This window comes from Sporosarcina ureae (assembly GCF_002082015.1).
Classification (GTDB): domain Bacteria; phylum Bacillota; class Bacilli; order Bacillales_A; family Planococcaceae; genus Sporosarcina; species Sporosarcina ureae_A.
Map to the genome: position 1 here is coordinate 2,910,256 of NZ_CP015109.1, position 21,510 is coordinate 2,931,765.

At 40.6% G+C, this 21,510-nt stretch carries 26 protein-coding genes and 1 tRNA gene; 21 read left to right on the top strand and 6 right to left on the bottom strand.

Annotated features, from left to right (window positions below; genetic code table 11):
- Window positions 1-136 precede the first annotated feature (136 nt).
- From SporoP17a_RS14060 to SporoP17a_RS14080, 5 genes are all read left to right on the top strand, one after another.
- Complete coding sequence (locus tag SporoP17a_RS14060) at window positions 137-526, top strand: UPF0738 family protein (RefSeq protein ID WP_083035264.1); 390 nt, start codon at window positions 137-139, stop codon at window positions 524-526.
- Window positions 527-568: 42 nt separating this feature from the next.
- On the top strand, window positions 569-1,402 hold the full coding sequence (locus SporoP17a_RS14065) for an NAD kinase (RefSeq protein WP_029052471.1): 834 nt from the start codon (window positions 569-571) through the stop codon (window positions 1,400-1,402).
- Window positions 1,371-2,336 carry an RluA family pseudouridine synthase gene (locus tag SporoP17a_RS14070; protein ID WP_237262342.1) on the top strand — a complete coding sequence of 322 codons (966 nt, stop codon included), beginning with the start codon at window positions 1,371-1,373 and terminating at the stop codon, window positions 2,334-2,336. The genes SporoP17a_RS14065 and SporoP17a_RS14070 overlap by 32 nt, the downstream gene beginning before the upstream one ends.
- An 81-nt stretch (window positions 2,337-2,417) precedes the next feature.
- The gene (gene mgtE / locus SporoP17a_RS14075; protein ID WP_083035265.1) at window positions 2,418-3,794 is read left to right on the top strand and encodes a magnesium transporter; all 1,377 of its coding nucleotides are present in this window, start codon (window positions 2,418-2,420) and stop codon (window positions 3,792-3,794) included.
- Between the two features lie 71 nt (window positions 3,795-3,865).
- Window positions 3,866-4,285: a hypothetical protein gene (locus SporoP17a_RS14080; RefSeq protein ID WP_083035266.1), complete on the top strand. Its 420-nt coding sequence runs from the start codon at window positions 3,866-3,868 to the stop codon at window positions 4,283-4,285.
- Window positions 4,286-4,403: 118 nt separating this feature from the next.
- Here the strand turns inward: SporoP17a_RS14080 and SporoP17a_RS14085 are convergent, their stop codons facing one another.
- On the bottom strand, window positions 4,404-4,976 hold the full coding sequence (locus SporoP17a_RS14085; RefSeq protein WP_083035267.1) for a CotY/CotZ family spore coat protein: 573 nt from the start codon (window positions 4,974-4,976) through the stop codon (window positions 4,404-4,406).
- Between the two features lie 128 nt (window positions 4,977-5,104).
- On the opposite strand from SporoP17a_RS14085, the gene SporoP17a_RS14090 reads away from it, so the two are divergent.
- The 7 genes from SporoP17a_RS14090 to SporoP17a_RS14120 all read left to right on the top strand — a co-directional run bounded on the left by SporoP17a_RS14090 (window position 5,105) and on the right by SporoP17a_RS14120 (window position 8,210).
- Window positions 5,105-5,497 (top strand): hypothetical protein, encoded by a 393-nt coding sequence (locus tag SporoP17a_RS14090; RefSeq protein WP_083035268.1) that lies wholly within the window; start codon window positions 5,105-5,107, stop codon window positions 5,495-5,497.
- Window positions 5,497-5,952, top strand: coding sequence for a stage V sporulation protein AC (spoVAC, locus tag SporoP17a_RS14095; RefSeq protein ID WP_156890585.1), 456 nt, complete (start codon window positions 5,497-5,499; stop codon window positions 5,950-5,952). The genes SporoP17a_RS14090 and spoVAC overlap by 1 nt, the downstream gene beginning before the upstream one ends.
- The gene (locus SporoP17a_RS14100; protein WP_083035270.1) at window positions 5,946-6,965 is read left to right on the top strand and encodes a beta-ketoacyl-[acyl-carrier-protein] synthase family protein; all 1,020 of its coding nucleotides are present in this window, start codon (window positions 5,946-5,948) and stop codon (window positions 6,963-6,965) included. The genes spoVAC and SporoP17a_RS14100 overlap by 7 nt, the downstream gene beginning before the upstream one ends.
- Complete coding sequence (gene spoVAE / locus SporoP17a_RS14105; protein ID WP_083035271.1) at window positions 6,962-7,324, top strand: stage V sporulation protein AE; 363 nt, start codon at window positions 6,962-6,964, stop codon at window positions 7,322-7,324. The genes SporoP17a_RS14100 and spoVAE overlap by 4 nt, the downstream gene beginning before the upstream one ends.
- Window positions 7,325-7,395: 71 nt before the next feature.
- Entirely contained in the window at window positions 7,396-7,548 is a 153-nt protein-coding gene (locus SporoP17a_RS17180; RefSeq protein ID WP_083035272.1) for a YjcZ family sporulation protein, read from the top strand.
- A 15-nt stretch (window positions 7,549-7,563) separates the two neighbouring features.
- Window positions 7,564-7,818: a stage VI sporulation protein F gene (locus SporoP17a_RS14115; protein ID WP_083035273.1), complete on the top strand. Its 255-nt coding sequence runs from the start codon at window positions 7,564-7,566 to the stop codon at window positions 7,816-7,818.
- Window positions 7,819-7,901: 83 nt separating this feature from the next.
- Window positions 7,902-8,210, top strand: a complete 309-nt coding sequence (locus tag SporoP17a_RS14120) for a hypothetical protein (protein ID WP_083035274.1) — start codon at window positions 7,902-7,904, stop codon at window positions 8,208-8,210.
- 56 nt (window positions 8,211-8,266) lie between these two features.
- On the opposite strand, the gene SporoP17a_RS14125 is transcribed toward SporoP17a_RS14120, so the two are convergent.
- From SporoP17a_RS14125 to SporoP17a_RS14135, 3 genes are all read right to left on the bottom strand, one after another.
- Window positions 8,267-8,728, bottom strand: a complete 462-nt coding sequence (locus tag SporoP17a_RS14125) for a GNAT family N-acetyltransferase (protein ID WP_420542186.1) — start codon at window positions 8,726-8,728, stop codon at window positions 8,267-8,269.
- Window positions 8,712-9,227 carry a YjcG family protein gene (locus tag SporoP17a_RS14130; RefSeq protein WP_083035275.1) on the bottom strand — a complete coding sequence of 172 codons (516 nt, stop codon included), beginning with the start codon at window positions 9,225-9,227 and terminating at the stop codon, window positions 8,712-8,714. Before SporoP17a_RS14130 ends, SporoP17a_RS14125 begins: the two co-directional genes overlap by 17 nt.
- An 88-nt stretch (window positions 9,228-9,315) precedes the next feature.
- Window positions 9,316-10,038: an alpha/beta hydrolase gene (locus SporoP17a_RS14135; RefSeq protein WP_083035276.1), complete on the bottom strand. Its 723-nt coding sequence runs from the start codon at window positions 10,036-10,038 to the stop codon at window positions 9,316-9,318.
- A gap of 108 nt (window positions 10,039-10,146) precedes the next feature.
- Here SporoP17a_RS14135 and SporoP17a_RS14140 point away from each other — a divergent pair, with 108 nt between their 5' ends.
- From SporoP17a_RS14140 to SporoP17a_RS14175, 9 genes are all read left to right on the top strand, one after another.
- Window positions 10,147-10,698: a phosphatidylglycerophosphatase A family protein gene (locus SporoP17a_RS14140; protein ID WP_083035277.1), complete on the top strand. Its 552-nt coding sequence runs from the start codon at window positions 10,147-10,149 to the stop codon at window positions 10,696-10,698.
- A gap of 612 nt (window positions 10,699-11,310) precedes the next feature.
- Entirely contained in the window at window positions 11,311-12,312 is a 1,002-nt protein-coding gene (locus SporoP17a_RS14145) for a TAXI family TRAP transporter solute-binding subunit (protein ID WP_083035278.1), read from the top strand.
- A 145-nt stretch (window positions 12,313-12,457) separates the two neighbouring features.
- A complete protein-coding gene (locus SporoP17a_RS14150; protein ID WP_158233784.1) occupies window positions 12,458-12,982 on the top strand; it encodes a DUF1850 domain-containing protein in 525 nt (174 codons plus the stop codon).
- Window positions 12,972-15,008: a TRAP transporter permease gene (locus SporoP17a_RS14155; protein WP_083035280.1), complete on the top strand. Its 2,037-nt coding sequence runs from the start codon at window positions 12,972-12,974 to the stop codon at window positions 15,006-15,008. The genes SporoP17a_RS14150 and SporoP17a_RS14155 overlap by 11 nt, the downstream gene beginning before the upstream one ends.
- Before the next feature lie 380 nt (window positions 15,009-15,388).
- On the top strand, window positions 15,389-15,538 hold the full coding sequence (locus tag SporoP17a_RS16910; RefSeq protein WP_167693441.1) for a hypothetical protein: 150 nt from the start codon (window positions 15,389-15,391) through the stop codon (window positions 15,536-15,538).
- Window positions 15,539-15,722: 184 nt separating this feature from the next.
- Window positions 15,723-15,795 (top strand) — tRNA-Val (locus SporoP17a_RS14160).
- A 209-nt stretch (window positions 15,796-16,004) separates the two neighbouring features.
- On the top strand, window positions 16,005-16,901 hold the full coding sequence (locus tag SporoP17a_RS14165) for an RluA family pseudouridine synthase (protein WP_335695488.1): 897 nt from the start codon (window positions 16,005-16,007) through the stop codon (window positions 16,899-16,901).
- Window positions 16,902-17,091: 190 nt separating this feature from the next.
- Entirely contained in the window at window positions 17,092-19,194 is a 2,103-nt protein-coding gene (locus SporoP17a_RS14170) for a heavy metal translocating P-type ATPase (protein WP_083035281.1), read from the top strand.
- A gap of 98 nt (window positions 19,195-19,292) precedes the next feature.
- Window positions 19,293-20,681, top strand: coding sequence for an aldehyde dehydrogenase (locus SporoP17a_RS14175; protein WP_420542187.1), 1,389 nt, complete (start codon window positions 19,293-19,295; stop codon window positions 20,679-20,681).
- Here the strand turns inward: SporoP17a_RS14175 and SporoP17a_RS14180 are convergent.
- Both SporoP17a_RS14180 and SporoP17a_RS14185 read right to left on the bottom strand, forming a co-directional pair.
- Window positions 20,658-20,849, bottom strand: a complete 192-nt coding sequence (locus tag SporoP17a_RS14180; protein ID WP_237262343.1) for an ATP-binding protein — start codon at window positions 20,847-20,849, stop codon at window positions 20,658-20,660. The two genes, SporoP17a_RS14175 and SporoP17a_RS14180, sit on opposite strands and share 24 nt — an antisense overlap.
- 366 nt (window positions 20,850-21,215) lie before the next feature.
- Window positions 21,216-21,383, bottom strand: a complete 168-nt coding sequence (locus tag SporoP17a_RS14185; protein WP_083035283.1) for a PAS domain S-box protein — start codon at window positions 21,381-21,383, stop codon at window positions 21,216-21,218.
- Window positions 21,384-21,510: the final 127 nt, after the last annotated feature.

The window sequence follows — 21,510 nt, forward strand, 5'->3', positions numbered from 1 at the left end:
ATAAAAGATATTAAATGAATTCATTTATTATATCTATTATACCAACTTTCTTACCATAATGTACAATAACGAAATGCAACTACGTGTGGCATATGGTAGACTAAACGTAAAGTCTATAATTAAGGAAGTGGATGTCTTGGATATAAAAAATACAATCATTGAAACAAGTCAGATCGATAATGAAGTACAATTTACATTGAATCCTGAGGCAGAGTGGCCGTTAGGTTCCCCAACTGGAAAAATGTTAACAGACACAGATCGACAATCATTTGTATATATATTTGATCATGAAAACGGCTATCGTTATGCATATTTCCCAAAGGACAGCTGGAGTGGACTAGTGGATACGTTATTACAACAAGTTGAACCTGTTTTGATTTGGCAAGATGAGAAAATACAATTAGCGGGCGTTGCAGAAGAAATGCAGGCGTTGATTTTTAATATTGAGGGTAATGATAACTATGGCGAGGAATTCAGTACAGCTGTCGAAGAGGTATTCAAGCCGGTACTGGAAAAGGTGAATTAATATATGGCAAAAAAAATTCACAAAAAGAATGGAAGTGACGTAATGAAATTCACAATTCAGTCGCGAAATGACGAAATATCCAATAAGCTAATGAAAGAAGCACGCGTGTATTTACGCGATTTCGGTTTGAAATACGATGAAGAAGAGCCGGATATTGTCTTATCCATCGGTGGGGATGGAACGCTGTTACATGCTTTCCATAAATACATACACCGCTTGGATAAGACATCATTTGTGGGTATTCATACGGGACACTTAGGATTTTATGCAGATTGGAAACCGTCTGAAATAGAGAAATTGGTAATTTTGATCGCTAGACAAGAGTATGAAGTCATCGAGTATCCTTTGATTGAAGTGACGATTAACTATCGTCATTCTGAAAAAAGTGCATCCTATTTAGCGTTAAATGAATCCACAGTTAAGTCACCTGAAGTGACGTTAGTGATGGATGTTGAACTAAATGGAGAACATTTTGAACGCTTTAGAGGAGACGGACTTTGCATGTCAACACCATCTGGTTCAACTGCGTATAGTAAATCTCTTGGTGGCGCGATTATCCACCCTTCATTGCCATCTATGCAATTGACGGAAATGGCCTCTATTAATAATCGTGTATTCCGTACAGTCGGATCTCCACTCATTTTACCGGATCATCACATCTGTACATTGACACCTGTAAAAGGTCCTGACTTCATGGTAACAGTCGATCATTTGCAGCTCCTTCATAAAGATGTTAAATCTATTGAATACAAAGTATCCAATGAAAAAATGGGCTTTGCACGCTTCCGTCCTTTCCCATTCTGGAAACGTGTGGAAGAATCATTCGTAGCGAGTGATTTAATCTATGAACGTGAAGATGATGAAAAGAAAAAATAATACGTTGTTTCAATTACAATTCGTTGTGAAGGAAAGTGGATTGCTTCGTGAATTTTTGGCGCAGCATGACATTTCTAAAACGACATTAACAGCTATTAAATATCGCGGCGGAGAGATTCTGGTGAATGGACAGTCTCAAAACGTGCGACATACGTTGCAGCCACATGATCAAGTGACAGTAGTATTTCCTCCAGAACAGGTAAGTGAGGGGTTGACTCCACAAGAAGGCGTTTTATCCATTTTATATGAAGATGAAACCCTTCTAGTGCTTGACAAACCGGCGGGACAAAGTACAATACCTTCTCGCAATCATCCTTCTGGAACGCTTGCGAATTTTGTCTGTGGGAAATTTGAAAGAGAAGGTATTCTTTCAACCGCTCATATGGTGACACGGCTTGATACGGATACATCAGGTATTATTTGTGTGGCAAAAAACCGCCATATTCATCATCTATTGAGCAAGCAGATGGCGCAAGATTTGTTTGAGCGTCAATACACAGCATTCGCAGAAGGTATCATGACAACACCTTTCGTGACGATCGAACAGCCAATTGGCAGAAAAGAAGGCAGTATTATTGAAAGAATTGTACGAGAAGATGGGCAATATTCAAAAACGGATGTATCGGTACAGGCCCATTATCATAATGAAGCAGATGATTTCTCCGTCATAGACTTGACGTTGCACACAGGCCGTACACATCAAATCCGTGCGCATATGCAATGGCTCGGTCATCCGCTTGTTGGGGATGATTTATACGGTGCAAACTCAAACCTATTTCCACGCCAAGCATTGCATTGTTCTGGCGTTAGCTTGCTTCATCCGATCACGAAAGAGAGAATGCATTTTACTAGTCCGTTGCCGGAAGATATGAAATACTATTTACGGCAAAGTCAGCAAGTGTACGGATTCTCTCAACAACAGCAACTCTGTTAATGTAACGTAATATGTACGGTGTAGAGGAACTTACTAGTACGTGAGGGCGTACTGTATAGGCAGAAGGGATGGTGTGAAATCATGACTACTCAACCAGAACAAGTGAAAAGTGAAATTGTTTTGGATGTAGATAAATTGCGAGAATTGCTGATTAACGAAGATATCCATTCGTTCAGACAGGAATATCTAGTACTACATCCATATGATCGAGCGACTTTTTATGAAGAAGTTGGTGCAGAGCTTCGGGAATTGATGTATTTTTATCTATCACCAAAAGAACTTGCAGAAGTATTTGAAACAAGTGAAATTGAAGAAGATGAATATGAAGAGTTCCTTGAGGAGATGGACGCGACATATGCCGCAGAGATGATTTCATACATGTTTGTGGATAATGCGGTTGATGTCCTGAAAGAACTAGATAAAAAGAAAGTCGTCAGCTATCTAACGTTGATGGATAAAGAAGCAGCGATTCAAATTAAAGCATTACTACACTATGAGGAATATACAGCCGGTTCGATCATGACGACAGAATTCGTCACGGTTTCTGAGAATTCAACTGTTCGGTCCGCGATGACTATTTTGCGTAGTGAAGCACCAAGCGCTGAGACGATTTATTATATATTTGTTGTAGATGAATTTCAGCGTTTAACTGGAGTCGTTTCGTTACGTGACTTAATTATTGCGGATGAAGACACACTCATTCGTTCCATCATGAGTGATCGTGTCGTGAGCGTGTCTGTTTCCGATGACCAGGAAGACGTTGCTCGCACGATTCAAGACTATGACTTCTTGGCTGTACCGGTTGTCGACTTCCAGCAACATATTTTAGGGATTATCACAGTAGATGACATTATTGATGTTATCGATGAAGAAGCATCGGATGACTATTCTAAGCTTGCCGGCGTCTCGACAATGGATACATTTGATAAGAACCCATTCTCTGCTGCAAAAAAACGGATTCCGTGGCTCCTGATTTTATTGATACTCGGAATGTTGACAGCAAACTTAATTGATTTATTTACCGAAACGATTTCTCAAGTTGCCCTATTGGCAGCGTTTATCCCATTAATCGCCGGAACTGCCGGAAATAGTGGGACACAGTCACTGGCTGTTGCGGTTCGTGGTATTGCAACGCGTGATATTGAAGACGAAAGTAAGATCAAGTTACTAATACGAGAAGCGGGTACTGGAATTATTACAGGTGTAATTTGTGCGATTTTCGTAGTCTTATTGATCTTTATTTGGAAACATGAATTAGTTATTGCTTTACTTGTAGGAGCAGCCATGATGGTTTCCATTTTCGTTGCCACTATTTCAGGTTCATTTATCCCATTATTTATGCATAAACTTAAAGTGGACCCGGCTGTTGCCTCAGGACCATTTATTACCACTCTTAACGACGTAATCAGTGTCGTCATATATTTAGGCCTTGCGACAGTATTCCTTAGTTCTTTATGAACTAGGAATATTGTTTTTTTGGAACATTAGGCGTTTAGCTCACATATGCTAACTAAAAGGAAGTGATGAAAATGCGTCATGAAAAGCCGTTACTGTTCATCTCTAGTCCGATCATTAGACACTATCGGTTTACGCCTATTACAGAAGAAGAAGAAAGCACATCCATTTTCCAACCGGAGCATTCGAGATCCTTGGAAAGAACCGATGTCTTACCTGTTCCTGAAATTTCAATGGCACAAGAATCACCGGAAAATCCACAGGAATCAGAAGCTACTCGACTTTTCCGTGAAAAATTAGAATACTTACAACACCCATTCCGCAAAGAACTGTACGCTCCTTTAGAAATCGTCACGGAGAATGGTATAATTAAAGGTAAGCTACACAATGTAGAAAACGAAATGGTCTGGATCAACTCCAGCAAAGAAACGATATCCATCCGTATGGAAGAAATTTTAGATATTCTCTGGAAACGGCAATCATTCACTATTTAATTTATTACTACTTAAAAGACGAACCTAATAAATGGGTTCGTCTTTTTTTACGTTCTAAACCTAAAAAAGGCGAACCCTATTCATATAGGATTCACCAGTTAGCATTGCAAGTAACCAATCAACCTTCGTCGCAGAAATCGATAAACACATCATCGATACACTGAACGCCGCAGAAACAGCTTAAATCAACTGTCAAACACGTATTCGTAGGTCCGAAACCATTCACCTTACAAATCTTCTCATAACAGATCTTTCCGTCTGTAGTAATATCGAACGGCTTTCCGTCATACAAAGGCTGCAATACTTGAATGGTAGCGCAGCAAGAATCAAACACTGTCTGTACCCGGAAAAATACGGAAACACAGCTCGTATGCTTATGTGATGTTGAGTTGTGATGAGTCAATGACTCTTCTGCCGTCATTTTAGGGTAATACTTACGTTTTCCGCCTCGGAATACTGCTTTGAAATAGTCTCCGTTACCCGTCAGCAAACTGAACACGCGTGTGTTGACACGGCCTCTAACTGGGCTGACTAAGCTGCCAAGCGGCGTCATGAAACAATCGGTGTCACACTCTACACAATCCACCTCTGGACTTGTATTCTGGACGCGCTGGATAAAACGTACTACTTCACAAATACAATTCGACTTATGACAGCCACCATGTTTGCTGTCTTTTTTTTCACATCCCACTACTGTCCACCTCCTGTTTGTCGTTCTCTATACTTTATGCATGGGTATTCGACATGACAGGGCGCATTCCTCAATATGCATAAATCCGACATAAAAGATACATGCTAGACAGAAGGGAGGCGTTGCATTTGAAAAAGCTGAGTATACTGTTCATTATTCTTAGTTTACTCACTGGTTGCAGTGAGAAAGGAACGTATATTGAAAACACAACTTCGCATGATGAGCGTTCGGTAGAGAAAATCTTAATGAGTAATGAACATGTGAAGCTAGCGAAGGTACTTCTATTTGAAGATGAATTGCTGGCAGGGATTCGTGTCAAAACGTTTTCCCGATTTAAAAAGAAAACGATTGCTTCGGATATTCAAAAAAAATTAGAAAAAGAGTATCCTGACTTGAAAGTCATGGTGTCAGCAGATAGTAAAACGTTGTTGGAAACGGAGAAATTAATCAATAAAAAAAATCAAAAAGATTATCGAAAGAAAATAGATAAAATCAAATCAATCGAAAAGGAGCAAACCTAATGCAACAGGAAAAGTATGCCCAAATAGAGAAAGAATTATCACCTAAACCACCGATTATGAAAAATGTCATTAAAGCTTTCTTGGTAGGTGGTACGATTTGTTTGATTGGACAGTTCATTGCGCTATTTTATATTACGTACTTTGATTTTACGGAGCGTACAGCAAGTAATCCGACTGTTGCCACGATGATTTTTATAGCCATGTTGTTAACGGGGTTTGGATTATATAAAAAGATTGCTCAATTTGGTGGAGCAGGAGCCGCTGTACCGATTACAGGATTCGGGAATGCCGTTGTCTCGACCGCTATTGAACATAAGTCAGAAGGGTATGTACTAGGTGTTGGTGGAAATATGTTTAAATTAGCTGGTTCAGTTATTTTATTTGGGGTCTTTTCAGCATTCGTCGTCGCGCTGATCAAGACGATTTTAGTGAAATTTGGTGTAGCTTCATGGTGAAAAAAGGAGTTTTAACGTTTCAATCCAAGCCGAGTCTCTATGCAACAGGTGTAACAGCAGGCCCATTGGAAAAAAAGAAAAGCGTGTTTGCGCAACAATTCGACAAATTGTATGAAGATGAGCGTTGTAACTTGCAGACAAATGAAGACGGTCATAGGAAATTAATGTATGATGCGGTGTTGATTGCACTCAGTAAAGCAAAGAAACAGCCTGAGAAGATTGATTTTTTATTGACAGGTGACTTGGTCAATCAGATGACACCCTCTAATTTTACAGCCCAAGCATTGGCTATACCGTATATGGGTTTATTTTCGGCTTGTGCTACTTCTGTCAGTTCTATGATTACTGCGGCTCTACTCGCAGAAGCCAAACAAGCAAACTGGATCATTGCGGGATCTTCTAGTCAACATAACGCAGTAGAACGACAGTTTCGTTATCCAATTGAGTATGGCTCGCAAAAAGGCGCAACATCACAGTGGACAGTCACAGCGGCTGGTGCAGTATTGATTGGACAACATAAACCAGGCACTCCAGTGATTACCTGTGCTACTGTAGGTAAAGTGATAGATATGGGGATGACGGATCCGTTGAATATGGGGTCTGCGATGGCCCCTGCCGCGATTGATACATTAATGAATCATTTAACGGGACATAGTAGGACGATTGATGATTACGACACGATTATCACAGGAGACTTAGGAAGTAATGGTTTCAATATTTTTAAAGCGTTAGCAAATGAAAACGGTTTACCGCATACGAAAAACTTTCGAGATGCCGGAGAAGAGTTTTATGGAAATGATCCGTCCTTTAATGCGGGAGCAAGTGGATCTGGCTGTTCATCCGCTGTGTTTTTGTCCGATGTCTATCAAAAATTGCTGACAAGAGAGTATAAGCAGGTTTTATTGTTGGCAACCGGTGCTCTACTATCTCCGTTGTCGTTTCAACAAGGGGATACGATTCCGTGTATTGCTCATGCGATTGAATTGTCGATGGAAGAGGTGCCGGCAGAATGATATCTATATACATCACTGCGTTTATAGTAGGTGGCTTGATTTGTGTCATTGGGCAATTACTAATGGATGTCGCCAAATTAACGCCTGCCCATACATTAGTTTCGTTGGTTGTAGCAGGGTCGGTGCTGGATGGCATCGGCTGGTATGAACCATTTATTGATTTTGCGGGTGCTGGCGCTACAATTCCCATTACGTCATTCGGTAACGCGTTGACACATGGCGCATTGGCGGAAGCGGAAAAACATGGTCTGATCGGTGTGGTAACTGGAATGTTCGAAGTGACAAGTTCGGGAATCAGTGCAGCAATCATCTTTGGACTAATCGGTGCGTTGCTCTTTACGTCAAAAGGAAGTGTCTAAACTACTCAAACGCCCTCTCCAATTCATTCTTCCCTGCATATAGTAGAGGAGAAAGGAAGGAGGGGTTTTTCATGTACGGATGTTATCCATCTCAAGGCTTTGGCGGTTGCGGATATGGCGGGGGATACGGCGGAGGATACGGCGGAAGATATGGCGGTTCTTCATTCGTCTTGATTGTAGTTCTGTTTATTTTATTGATTATTGTAGGCAGAAGCTATTTCTAAGGAGGAGAACTAAATATGAACGATTCATTCTTTAAAAAAATAGAATCTAAAACGGGTGTGCCGATGGAAGAAGTCTTTGCATTAGCAAATGCCATCCAATACGCCGATTTCAAAGACGAAAAACAAGTGAGGAAAATTGTTCAAAAAGTAAGTCAAGTAGCAAACAAAGACGTGCCACAATCAGTAGAAGATGAATTAGTCAACTCGATCCTGACGAGTGGTAAAGGGCTGAATTTGAACGATATTTCACAAATGCTTGGCGGTAAGTAAAATAAATATACTAAAAGATGTTTAGAATGTTTGCTGAGTGGGTAGACTAGTGATGATACTCTAGTGAAAGGCAGGTGTGCATTATGGGTTATATTCTACCAATACCAAACTATCAAGCGCAACAGTATGCAGAACGTATGAATAACGAACGGCATAATTTTGCTTATATCGACCGAGTCAGTCCTGTACGTCTACAAGATGAGGAATCGAGCTATTGGGAAGACGTGTTAGCAGATGAAGAAAAACGTCGTGAAGAACAACTGGAGCAGCAAAAAAAACGCGCACCTCAACCTTTAGTGAAAAATGGATTTATTGCTCCAAATCCAGCCCAATTCTCACCTGGAATTGCAGATGTAGTAGGAAAGGGCCGAGCGATTAACACATACGTCTGATACAGTAAAAATCCCCTTCACCGCTTTTAAAGCGGTGAAGGGGATTTTTTGCGCTATTAGTAGTTCTTCAAACTTTTTTCCATGGCGCGATGAGGAATGTCCGCATCCATAAACTCAGGAGATGTTACAACATAACCTAGCTTTTCATAAAAAGGCACAGCGTAGGACTGTGCATTGAGAACAAGTTTTTTCATGGAATTCTTTATTGCGTGTTCTTCTAGTGTGTTCATTATCAAAAAACCAAGATGTTTACCGCGGTGTTCAGGTAAAATACAAATTCTTTCTATTTTACCATGCGCATTTACTAGACCTCTCATTCGGCCGGCACCGATTGGTTGATCTGTTTCATCGTAGACGACGAAGTGTATAGCTTCCTGATCGTGTTCGTCCAACTCGAGAATCAGCGGAACGCCTTGCTCTTCCACAAATACCTTCTTGCGGACAGTATACGCATCCTGCTGTCCTTTTTCATCTGTGACGATTTTAACTGTAATCTGCAAATCAAGACTCACGATCAAGACGGAAGGTCTCGTACACTGTCCATGATCCGTCTTCTAGTTGATAAAGTAAATGTATGCGATCGATGACTTCCGAATGGTCAACACCTACCATTTTCATTTGGTTAATGACGTCATCATGTTCACCAGAAGTCAGGTTTTGCGCAATGGTAATATGGGGAACAAACGCATAATTATTTTCATCATGATAGAAGTCTACATTTAAATCTTTGTGTAACGCGAGAATTTCATCATTTGGTACAACTTTAAAGTAGATAGTGTTCGTAGTCGGCGCGAAAGAGCCTACTTTTGTAACGTTCAACTCAAAAGGACTGTTTTTAATTGTAATGTCTTTTAACGCATTTGCTACTTCTTCAATTTCCTTATCATTCGCTTCGAAAGGATTTTTCAGCGTCATATGGGGTGTGATTAGCGCATAATGGGGATCATACCTTTTCCGATAGCCATTTGCTAAATCTTGAAGTTTTTTTGCAGGGAATGCAACAATACCGTATTTCATTTAAGATTACCTCCTTGTGAATTGACTGAATTTTAGGTACATCTATTTAAGTATATCAGAAAACAGACCGACATGTCTCTTTCTATTACTAAAGGCTGTTTATTTCGATCAACGCACGGCGAATATCAGGTTGCCATGACTTCCATGTATGATCTCCATTCAACTCTGCATAATAGTAAGGAAATCTTTTTTCTTTTATGACTTTATGCAACTCACGGTTAGGTGTGAGAAAATCCAATCTGCCGTCAGCCGTTGTGGGTACATAGGTTTCTTTATCACCGATCACATGATAAATAGATAGGTTGGCTGGGTTTTGATTGGCCTCCACTGATTCAAGTACCTGTTCATTGACGAATGGTGAATGCAACACTACTTTCCCGAAGCAATTTGGATATTTTAAAGCGGTCAGTAAAGAGATAGATGCTGCCAGAGAATCACCCATAAGCATTCTGGAAGAACCCATTTGGTATGTTGGGTAGGTCTCATCAATATACTGAATTAACTCGTGTGCTAAAAAGCGGATATACGCTTTGTGTCGATCACCTTCTGGGTGATACATACGTCTGCGTTCTTGTACCGTTTTGTATGGAATACCTACGATGATGACAGGTTCAATGATTTCTTCTTCCATTAATTCATCAACAATTCGGCCAATCCGTCCGTATTGAAAATAGTCTTTGCCATCTGATACGAGCATGACATTATGTTTGTATAAAGGGGAGTAGCGTGTTGGTAAATATATTAACAGTTCCATCTCTTCTTGTAGTTCATTGCTGTAAAAACGGATTTCTTCAATTTTTCCTGGATTCATTTTGTAGGACCTCCATAATTAATGTACACTTAGTAAATATCATACCGATAAATAACAGTGTAAAGCTAGTGAAAACTATTGCGTATGAAGAGAGAGAGGGGAAATAATATGGATGAAGGTAAGAATATTGTTCATTCGGATATCGTGACAGCAGCAACAAAAGATGCGCTGATCCGTCGTGGAGTTACAATTCAAGATATTGCAAAAATTGTTTATGAACTGCAAGTACCCTATAACAAAGGCTTGTCACTGGAACAGTGTGTCGACTCAGTAGAAAGCGTTCTTCGAAAACGTGAATTGCAACACGCCATATTGGTTGGGGTTGAATTGGACGAAATGGCTGAAAGAGGTCAGTTATCGGAACCACTTCAGCAAATCGTTGAATCCGACGAGGGCTTATTCGGAGTCGATGAAACAATCGCTTTGGGTGCGGTATACACATATGGTTCAATCGCAGTGACTACATTCGGTCACTTAGATAAGAACAAAGTCGGCATCATCAACGATTTGGATACAAAAAAAGGAATTGGTATTCATACGTTCTTAGATGACTTGGTAGCAAGTGTGGCAGCGTGTGCGGCATCAAGAATCGCGCACAGAACACGTGATTTGCAAGAAGCGGGCCTAACATTTAAAGATGTGCAAAATGGCAAGAAATAATAAACGAACCGAACTGCCTCTAGATCGTCATTTCTAGCGGCAGTTTTTGTTTGAATTAGAGCGGTTGGATGTTTGTTGGAATGCGTTTACTCCTTTCGATATAGAAAATCCGTATCATCAGGCTGCAGATCTCCTTACCGTTAGAACCACAACCTACCTACATACCGCTTAGTAGCACAGGTACAACTGCGGGGTAGGCCGTGGCCAGGAGACAATTGGCAGCATCACCGCCAGCTGGCTCCTGGCTGTAGGCAATCCCCCACGTGCCTGTGCGAGTCTAGAAAGCAGACACTTGAAGACTTCGGCACCCAGCAACCGATCGAGCAACGACCCCAACAAAATGGAACGGACGCACAGCCGGATAGTCGTCCCATCAAAAGCATGTATTGAGCGGGTAATGCACAAGTTTTCCCGTTTAGCTAATGCAAATTTCAAAAGCCTGAAAAGTACTAATCCTAGGTATCCACATGCGGTAAAAGCATTATATTGACAAGGACGAATAGCATGAATGGTACAGAAAATTTATATATATTATTATATTGACAAGTTAAAGCGCTTTCATGGTAGAATGGTAATGTCTATGACTACAAATTGTAAAGGGGAGATGGTCACATGAAGAAAAACTCACTTCGCTTACTAGCGTTAGTTTCCATGCTTGCGCTTCTTGTGCTCGCAGCTTGCGGCAACGACGAAAAAGCTGACGGAGACAAAGATGCTGACGGAAACAAAGAAGAAGGTAAGACAGAGCAAGACTACAAGTTCTTGAGCTTACTTACTGGGGGAACACAAGGAACTTATTATCCACTAGGTGGATCATTTGCTGAATTCATTACCCAAGAGACAGGAATCAAGACGACTGCTGAAGTATCTCAAGCATCTGCTGCGAACATGACAGCGCTTAAAGATGGAGATGCAAACATTGCATTCGTACAAACAGACATCGCATATTACGCTTCTAAAGGCGAAATGATGTTTGACGGAGATGTAGTCGACGAAGTATCTGCGATTGGTTCACTTTACCCTGAAACCATTCAATTGGTTACATTAGAGAAGAGCAATATCAAGACGTTTGAAGATCTAAAAGGCAAAAGCGTATCGATCGGTGCTCCAGGTTCAGGAACAGCGGCCAACGCTGAGCAATTACTTGAAATACACGGTTTAGCTTTAAGTGATATCAAAGCACAAAACTTGGACTTTGGTGAGTCACAAGAAAGTCTGCAAGCTGGACAAATTGACGCTGCATTCATTACAGCTGGAACTCCAACAGGTGCTGTTGAAGGTCTAAACGCTACTTCTAAAGTGTTTATTGTTCCAGTGGAAGACGACAAAGCTGAAGAATTAATCGAGAAATATCCATACTATGCGAAAGAAATGATCCCTGCTGGAACGTATGGTTCTGAAGTAGAAACACCTGCAGTATCAGTAGGTGCAATGCTGGTTATGCAGAACGATATTTCTGAAGAACTTGGTTACCAGATCACAAAGGCAATTTATGAAAACGCTTCGAAAATCCAACATGCCAAAGGTGCTTTGATTAAAGCAGAAAATGGTTTGAATGGTATTGGTATTCCTGTACACCCAGGTGCTCAGAAGTACTTTGACGAAGTAAACTAATATACTGAGTAAGTCATCTGATAGGATCGGGAGGGACGGTAAAGCGAAAGCTTTGTCCGTCCCATTCTTCATTTTTAAAAGTTATTAGCGGAATTCATACATTATTATGTCTATTGCATGTAATGTAACAGAAAGGATTAAGCGGATGAAATCACGAAAAATCGTTCTTCTGCTGACGTTTCTGATAGCAATTGTAATGCTGATCATATGGTTTTATCCATACAGACAAATGATCGTACTTGAAGAGGTTCGGAGCGAACAGCCAAAAGCGTATTATCTTCCATTACACGAGAATCGAAATTTCCAAGTTCAGTATATCCACTCGATCCATTTGTCCAATGTGATAGAGCAATATCGCATTACCGACAATGGAAAGCTCCGTTTCGAATTTATGCAGTATGAAGACGTAGCCATCGGATTACCAGGTTATGCCGAAGAAGGCGAAACACTGCAAGTAGAAGATGGTGTTTATACGCTTACATTCGAAAACCGCGTGATAGATTCGTTTGTTCTCTATATAGGTAGGGTGAATGCAGATCTGTCTTTGCGATATGAGCAACAAGACTATCATCTAAAAGAATTTCTTCAAAAGGGTCATTCTTATGAATTTCATGTGGCGAAGGTGTCAAATTATAAGTTGTTAAAAGGAGTCAGATTAAATGGAAAATAATAAAGACCGGGAAAAAGATATTCCCACAATCTCCGATGAAGAAGTGGGCACGCTTTCTGAGCAAGAGCAACTCGAAATTCTTCAAAAGTATGACCCTGAATCCAATACGAGAAATTTAAAAGGCTTACTTGGTAAGATTGTATTTTTCGGCTTATTGGCATTCTCGATATTCCAGTTGTATACAGCGATCGGTAAACCGTTCACAGCTCAAATCCAACGGTCTATTCACTTAGGATTTGCTTTATCACTTATTTTCTTGATGTTCCCTGCTAGAAAAAAGATCGGTATACGCCGTGACAAAGTGCCATTCTACGATATTATTCTTGCTTTATTGGCTATAGCCGTAGGTTTATATTGGCCGCTATTTATCGATGAACTAGTATTTCGTGTAGGGCGAGTATCCGATCTGGATTTAATTATCGGGATTTTAGCAGTTCTTCTAACACTAGAAGCAGCAAGACGTGCGGTAGGATTACCAATCACGATCATCTCCGTGGTGTTTCTGGCTTATGCATTCTTTGGACCCTATTTTCCAGGGTTCCTAGCACATAGAGGACAAAGCGTCGAAAATCTCGTTCAATTAATGTTCTTTACAACGGATGGGATTCTCGGTACACCGATTAGTGTATCCGCTACCTTTATATTCGTGTTCTTGTTGTTCGGGGCATTCTTAGTCAAGACGGGTGTAGGTAACTATTTCAATGACTTGGCAGTAGTATTGGCAGGTCGTTTGACCGGTGGACCTGCGAAAGTCGCAATTTTCTCAAGTGCTTTGCAAGGTACCATTTCAGGTAGTTCCGTGGCAAACGTTGTAGGATCCGGTTCATACACGATTCCAATGATGAAAAAGCTAGGTTATCGTAAAGAATTCGCTGGCGGAGTAGAAGCAGCAGCCTCTACAGGTGGACAGATTATGCCACCGATTATGGGAGCCGCTGCCTTCCTGATGGTGGAATTCATTGGCGGTGTGACGTATTGGGAAATTGCCAAAGCGGCCGCTATCCCGGCGTTGTTGTACTTCACGGGTATTTGGATTATGACTCATTTCGAAGCGAAACGTGTTGGGTTGCAAGGTATGGATGCCTCACAGATTCCAAACCGTAAAGCAACACTGAAAAAGATTTATTTGTTACTACCGATTTTAGGGATTATTGTTTTCTTGTTGGCTGGTATTCCAACGATGAAAGCTGCCTTACTCGGTATCGTGTTGACAATCGCTGTTAGTGCAATCAGTAAAGAAACAAGAATTGGATTTAGAGATATGATTGACGCGTTAGTGGACGGTGCTCGTACAGCATTGGCTGTAGCAGCGGCGACTGCGTGTGCAGGTATTATTGTCGGGGTTGTTGTCAAGACAGGTCTCGGGCTGAGCTTGGCAACCGGCTTGATCTCAGCAGCTGGTGGTAATGTTTTGCTTACATTGATTTTTACGATGTTTGCAGCTATCATTTTAGGTATGGGTTCTCCGACGACAGCAAACTATGTTATTACGTCAACGATTGCAGCACCTGCCATCATTACATTATTGATGTTGGATGAGCCTACAGGTGCCGCTGTGCCGATTGTAGTAGCAGTGTCTGCACACTTATTCGTATTTTACTTTGGTATCATTGCCGATATCACACCGCCAGTTGCATTGGCCGCCTTTGCCGCTTCTGGTATTTCGGGTGGAGATCCGATCAAGACGGGTGTCACTTCTGCAAAATTGGCGATTGCCGCCTTTATCATTCCGTATATGTTCGTCTTTAATCCGGCGATGTTGATGCTCGACTCGAGTATAACCGAGATTGTATGGGTGACCTTGACTGCCATTGTTGGTATGGTCGCCATTGGGGCAGGCTTAATTGGTTTCTGGTACAATAAACTGAACTGGATTATGCGAATCATTACGCTGGGTACTGGTATGTTATTGATCTATCCTGAAACCATGACAGACATTATCGGTTTACTATTGTTTATTATCTTGTTCGCATTCCAGTGGATGGGCAATAAGAAAAATAATACACCTAAATTAGCTTCAAATTAACTATTCCAAAAAGACTTGTCAGGCCAAATGGAGCTGACAAGTCTTTTTTAAATTAAAAAAATATATATCGAAGAGTCATTAAGTTTTTTTAATACTTTATTAAACTCATTGTGTAAAAAGTACTAGATTAATTGGAAATTCTACTAGAGGACGAGTCTAGTAGATACCGGGATTTTCACTGAAACACGAATTGTAAAACACATAGTAAAACAAAAGTCAAGAAGCCGAAGGACCAGAAATCGTTCAAACTATTTTGGACTAATTACGCAGTTTTACCCTCGCGAGTTATGTATATACTACATATAAGCGAATCAGTCATGACGAATAAAATAAATAGGTCGGTACAGAAACCAATCCAATCAAAAAGGAGAGAACATACTATGAATACACAGGAAACATGGTGGGAAAACGTATTTGAAGGGCACTTGGCACACGGCTTTAACAAAGAACGTATGAGTGAGCTGGATCATGAAGAGTTTTTATATTTTGAAAGTGAATCGATAGAAGAACAAGTAAATCCAATGCAGTAAACGAAAGGAGAAGCGTCCTGAATAACACAATGAATTTCTATAGAAATCGGTAATTTTTCTGATGGAATAGAAAAATTATCGATTTTTAATTTTCTTGTTTACATCCAAGTTAGATAATGCTATTATAGTATTTGTGCTTGAGAGCCTAACTAGTTCACTTTAAACTGCACATCCTAGTATGATCGATTCCGTAGCTCAGCTGGGAGAGCGCCACCTTGACAGGGTGGAGGTCGCTGGTTCGAGCCCAGTCGGAGTCATAGGTGCCAAACCTAAGTTATTTACCGTCGGAACACGGTTTATAACAATAAGCAGTCCTATTAGACCGAATGTCTAGGGGCTGTTTTTTTATGTCTAGATTTCAATTGGTTGTATAATTACTATTAAATGATAATCAAACACACTGATCAAACATGCGGTGTATACTTATAGTACGAGTACCTATTTAGATAAGCAGGAGGGCTAAAATATGATGAAAAGAAAACAAGTAACATCTACTGTAAAAGAATATACAGTAGAAGAACCAATTGAACTACTACCGTATTTATTGAAGATCATGTCAAAAAGTAGTCGGAACTCGGTGAAATCTATTCTTACACGTGGCCAAGTGATGGTGGATGGTCAAATGACAACGAAACATAATCAGCCATTGGCTCCTGGACAAAAGGTTGAAATCCAAAGTAATAAAGCGGCTATAAACGTATCGAAGTTAGTTGGAGTGTCTATTCTGCATGAAGATGATGATCTTATCGTGATCAATAAAGATGCAGGGGTTCTTTCTGTAGCGTCAGAAAAAGAAAAAGATCAGACTGCTTATAGAGAAATTATGAAGTACGTAAAGAGAAGCCACCCTGATAATCGAATTTTTGTCGTGCACCGTCTGGATCGAGATACATCAGGCGTAATGATGTTTGCAAAAAATGAAGAGACACAGCAAGCTTTGCAAAGTACATGGAATGATTCCGTAAAGGAACGTTTGTATACGGCACTTGTCGAAGGGAAAGTACGAACAGAATCTGGAACTATTTCTTCTTGGTTAACTGAAAATAGTGCGTTCAGAGTGTATTCAAACCCTACTGACAATGGCGGTCAGCATGCCATTACTCATTATAGAAAAGTACAAGCAAACAAAGATTGTTCGTTGCTTGAAGTACTTTTGGAAACCGGTCGAAAAAATCAAATTCGTGTGCATATGGAAGAATTGGGACATCCTGTTATGGGGGATAAAAAATATGGTGCTACAGGTAACCCATTACGTAGGGTGGGACTTCATGCTACAGCATTGGCTTTTTTACATCCACGTACAGGGGAGCTGGTTCGATTTGAAGCAGAAGTGCCTCAGGTTTTCATTACGCGTTCTAAATAATAAACCGTGCAATTTGCAGTTCCTTAATCTTTCTAAGGAACTGCTTTTTCACGTTAACTCATTCAAACGGACATTTGAATGGTTGAATTGACAAAATATCCGGAATTGCATATACTAAAGCTAATCAATCAAATGGACGGTTGAATGATAAGGACGTTAAAAAGAACGAATTGCTGAGAGGACTGGTTACATGACTTCTGAGAAAAATGTCTATCGCCTGCAGAACTTATCCTGCACAAGTTGTGCTGCGAAATTCGAGAAGAACATCCGACAGATTGATACTGTGGAAGATGTGCAACTGAACTTTGGAGCATCCAAGTTAACAGTTGCGGGAGAAGCCTCTCTTTTGCAATTAGAAGAAGCAGGTGCATTTGACGGGATCAAAGTATTCCCTGAAAAACAGCGGATTAGTAAACAGCATACGCCATTTTGGAAAAAACGTGAAAATCAAACGACTATTGCTTCGCTAGTTTTACTACTAGCAGGGTATGCAGTATCTACCACGAATGGTGATCATAACTGGCTATCGATTGCTCTGTTTCTCTCTGCTATTCTAATTGGCGGATTCAGTTTGATGAAAGAAGGATTAACGAATCTTTCCAAACTTGAATTTGATATGTCTACATTGATGACCATCGCAGTCATCGGTGCCGCGCTCATTGGTGACTGGGCAGAAGGTGCAGTAGTCGTCTTTTTGTTCTCAGTCAGTGAAGCGTTAGAAAGTTACTCAATCGATAAAGCTAGAAATTCTATTACATCATTAATTGAAATTGCTCCCACGACTGCGACTGTACTCCGTGGTACTAATGAATATGAAGTAGATGTGGAAGACTTGCGGATCAATGATGTCATATTAATTAAACCTGGACAAAAAATTGCGATGGATGGTGAAGTTATCCAAGGTGACTCGTCCGTAAACCAGGCCGCGATTACAGGTGAGTCTTTGCCTGTTCATAAGGCAGTTGGAGACGAAGTGTTTGCAGGCACATTGAATGAAGAAGGTGCAATGCAAGTCCGTGTGACAAAGCTTGCTGAGGACACTACCATCGCCAAAATCATACACTTAGTGGAAGAAGCACAAGCGGAAAAAGCACCGACACAACAATTTATTGACCGTTTTGCGAAATACTATACACCAGCTATTTTAATTTTTTCGTTACTGATCATGATCATACCACCACTTGTCATGGGGGGAGTATGGGGTGAATGGTTCTATAAAGGCCTTGTCGTGTTAGTCGTTGGCTGTCCTTGTGCATTGGTCATTTCCACTCCTATTGCAATCGTTACAGCAATCGGCAACGCTGCACGTAATGGAGTATTGATCAAAGGTGGCATCCATTTAGAAGAAACAGGACAAATTCAAGTCGTGGCGTTCGATAAAACAGGTACGTTGACTGAAGGGCGTCCTGAAGTAACAGATGTCTTGACGGTTTCGTCATTAACCGAAGATCAAGTATTGCAACAGGCAGCGTCTATCGAGAAGTTCTCTCAACATCCATTAGCCTCATCGATTATGCGAGCGGCTGAGAAATCACCGCTTGGATTACTAGCTGTAGATCAATTCCAATCCATTACAGGCAAAGGTGCAAAAGCTGTGATCGGAGAGCATGTAGTGTATGTAGGCAGTCCCAATTTATTCAGAGAAATGAATACAGTGGAAGAGTCAATTGAACAGCAGATTCTAGTATTACAGAAGCAAGGCAAAACCGTCATGCTCGTCTGGTCTGAATCGAGGCTAGAAGGAATCATAGCAGTAGCGGATCAAGTCCGTACAAGCAGCTTGAAGGTGATCGAGAAGCTTCATAAGATGGGTAAGAAAACTGTCATGCTAACGGGTGATAATCAATCCACAGCGCTAGCAATTGGAGAGCAACTCGGCTTATCGGAGGTCAAAGCAGAATTATTACCTGACCAAAAAGTCGAGATGGTTAAATCATTGACTCAATATGGCAAAGTGGCAATGGTAGGTGACGGAGTGAACGACGCACCGGCGTTAGCTACAGCAAATATCGGTATTGCGATGGGTGGTGCAGGAACTGATACTGCACTTGAAACAGCAGATATTGCACTGATGGCAGATGACTTGGAGAAACTTCCATATACTATTAAATTGAGCTCACGCACTAAACAAGTCATATTACAAAATATTTCGATCGCACTGGGTTTAAAAATCATTGCGTTATTACTCATTATTCCAGGCTGGCTAACATTATGGATGGCGGTCATGGCGGATATGGGTGCTACTGTCATTGTCGTAATAAATTCATTGCGACTCATGAAAAATAACATATAACCTAGCAGAAACTTCAGTCGAATAAATCGTCTGAAGTTTTTTCTATTGAATAAAATGGTAAACTAATCATAAGAACCATCATGAGGAGTGTGGATGTTTTGGCAATGACCGAACTGGAACTTGAAATGATTATGAACAAACAGAAACGATATTATACATCAGGAGTAACACGTAGTATTTCATTCCGAAGAATGATGTTGGAAAAACTGTATAAAGCGATTCAAAAACATGAAAAGGAAATTTCAGACGCATTGCATAAAGACCTACACAAACATCCATTTGAAGCATATGTAGCAGAAATAGGATTCGTTTTATCCAGCATTACCCATATGCTCGATCACTTGGATGAATGGGCAGCCCCTGAAAAAGTGAAAACACCGCTCCATTTACAACCGGCAACGAGCTTGATCGTGAAAGAACCATATGGCACTGTATTGATTATCGGACCGTTCAATTATCCGTTCCAACTATTAATTGATCCGTTAATTGGTGCGATAGCAACAGGGAACTGTACCGTGTTAAAACCTTCAGAAGATGCATGTCATACAGCAGCTATTGTAGACAAGATGATTTCTAGTGTATTTCCACCAGAGTATGTATCTGTAGTGCATGGTGAAAAAGAAGAAACGCAACTATTACTTGGCGCTCCATTTGATTATGTATTCTTTACTGGAAGTGCAAAAGTAGGGAAAATTGTCATGAAAGCTTGCGCGGAGAGATTGACTCCATTGACGTTGGAGTTAGGCGGAAAGAGTCCAGCTGTTGTCGACCATACTGCGGATATCAAAAAAGCAGCGGAGAAGATTGTGTGGGGTAAGTACATGAATGCAGGCCAAACGTGTATAGCGCCTGACTATGTAGTGGCGGACGTGTCGATTTACGATGAATTAATCTATGAAATGAAAAGCGCTATCCGACGTTTTTACGGAAAGGACGCACAAAAGAGTACGGACTACGGACGCATCATCGCAGATCGTCATTTCGATCGATTAGCGAAAATACTAGATCAAGATCAAGCATATATCGTAGAGGGCGGCAAGACAGATGCTACGGATAAATATATCGAGCCGACCATTTTAGCGCTGTCAGACTGGAAGAGTGCCAGTATGCAAGACGAATTATTCGGTCCGATCTTACCTGTCCTGCCCTATGATAATTTAGGTATCGCAATTCAGCAAATTAGCATGTTGCCTAAGCCACTCGCTGCATACTTTTTCACTGAGAACGACGAGGCAGCTGATCATTTCATTGAAGTATTACCATTTGGTGGCGGTTGCATCAATGATACGATTTCGCATGTTGCAAATATTCATCTACCGTTTGGTGGGATAGGGCCTTCTGGCATGAGTCAATATCACGGAAAAGCAAGTTTTGAAACGTTCTCTCATTCAAAATCCATGATGAAAAAGAGTACGGCAGTCTCGGTACCCATTGCATTTCCTCCATACAAAGGTAAGCTTCCATTAGTGAAGCGTATCATTCGCTAGCGGTAGCGAAATCCAAACTTTCGTCCACGCACTTTGCTGGCTTTCGACCTGCAAAGTGCCTTTGTGGTCCGCACTAATTTTCTTTGTAATTACCATACCGAGCCCTGTGCCATCTTCTTTTGTAGAAAAGAAAGGCTGATCAATAGATGCTAAAGTCACCTGATCCATTCTGCACCCGTCGTCCTCAAGGCAAACGTAGAAAGGTTCTTTTCGGATTGTCAGTGAAATCATAATGTTTCAGTGAGAACTTGTCGCCTTGAATAGGAAGCTCTATTTTCTCAGCATACAGTTGACAGGTAATCCAGCATTTTACGAATTACTTATCCAAGCCGATGTTCATTTCCTGGATGACTTCTAGAATAGAAAGTAGTGTAGTATCCTGTAAAGTTGGTTTTGCTAATGCAAGGAAATCTGTCGCGATTTGGTTGACACGGCTGATTTCATTCCTCATAATTTCTGAGAAATATGCTTACGGATTCGCAAAGTCTTGATTCATCATTTGAATAAATTTTGTGATTGAGGTGACGAAATGGATTACCCTAAACACTCTTCCAAGGTCCAACCATATAACTGTTTAAATGCAGGGTTACAAGTAATTATATTGTCATCCAAATCGAACACGGAGATCGCATCCTGTGACTGCTCAAAAGATAAATCTAGATAATTCACATAACGTACGGTAGGAATAAAGTTTTTTGACATTTGATAGACACTCCGATCAATAATCTAGGGTGGATGTGATGAATAAAGACGCGTATGATATGGGTAATTGATTCATTATATAATACAATATTTTAAGGAATTAAGAATCATTTTTTAATGAAAGATA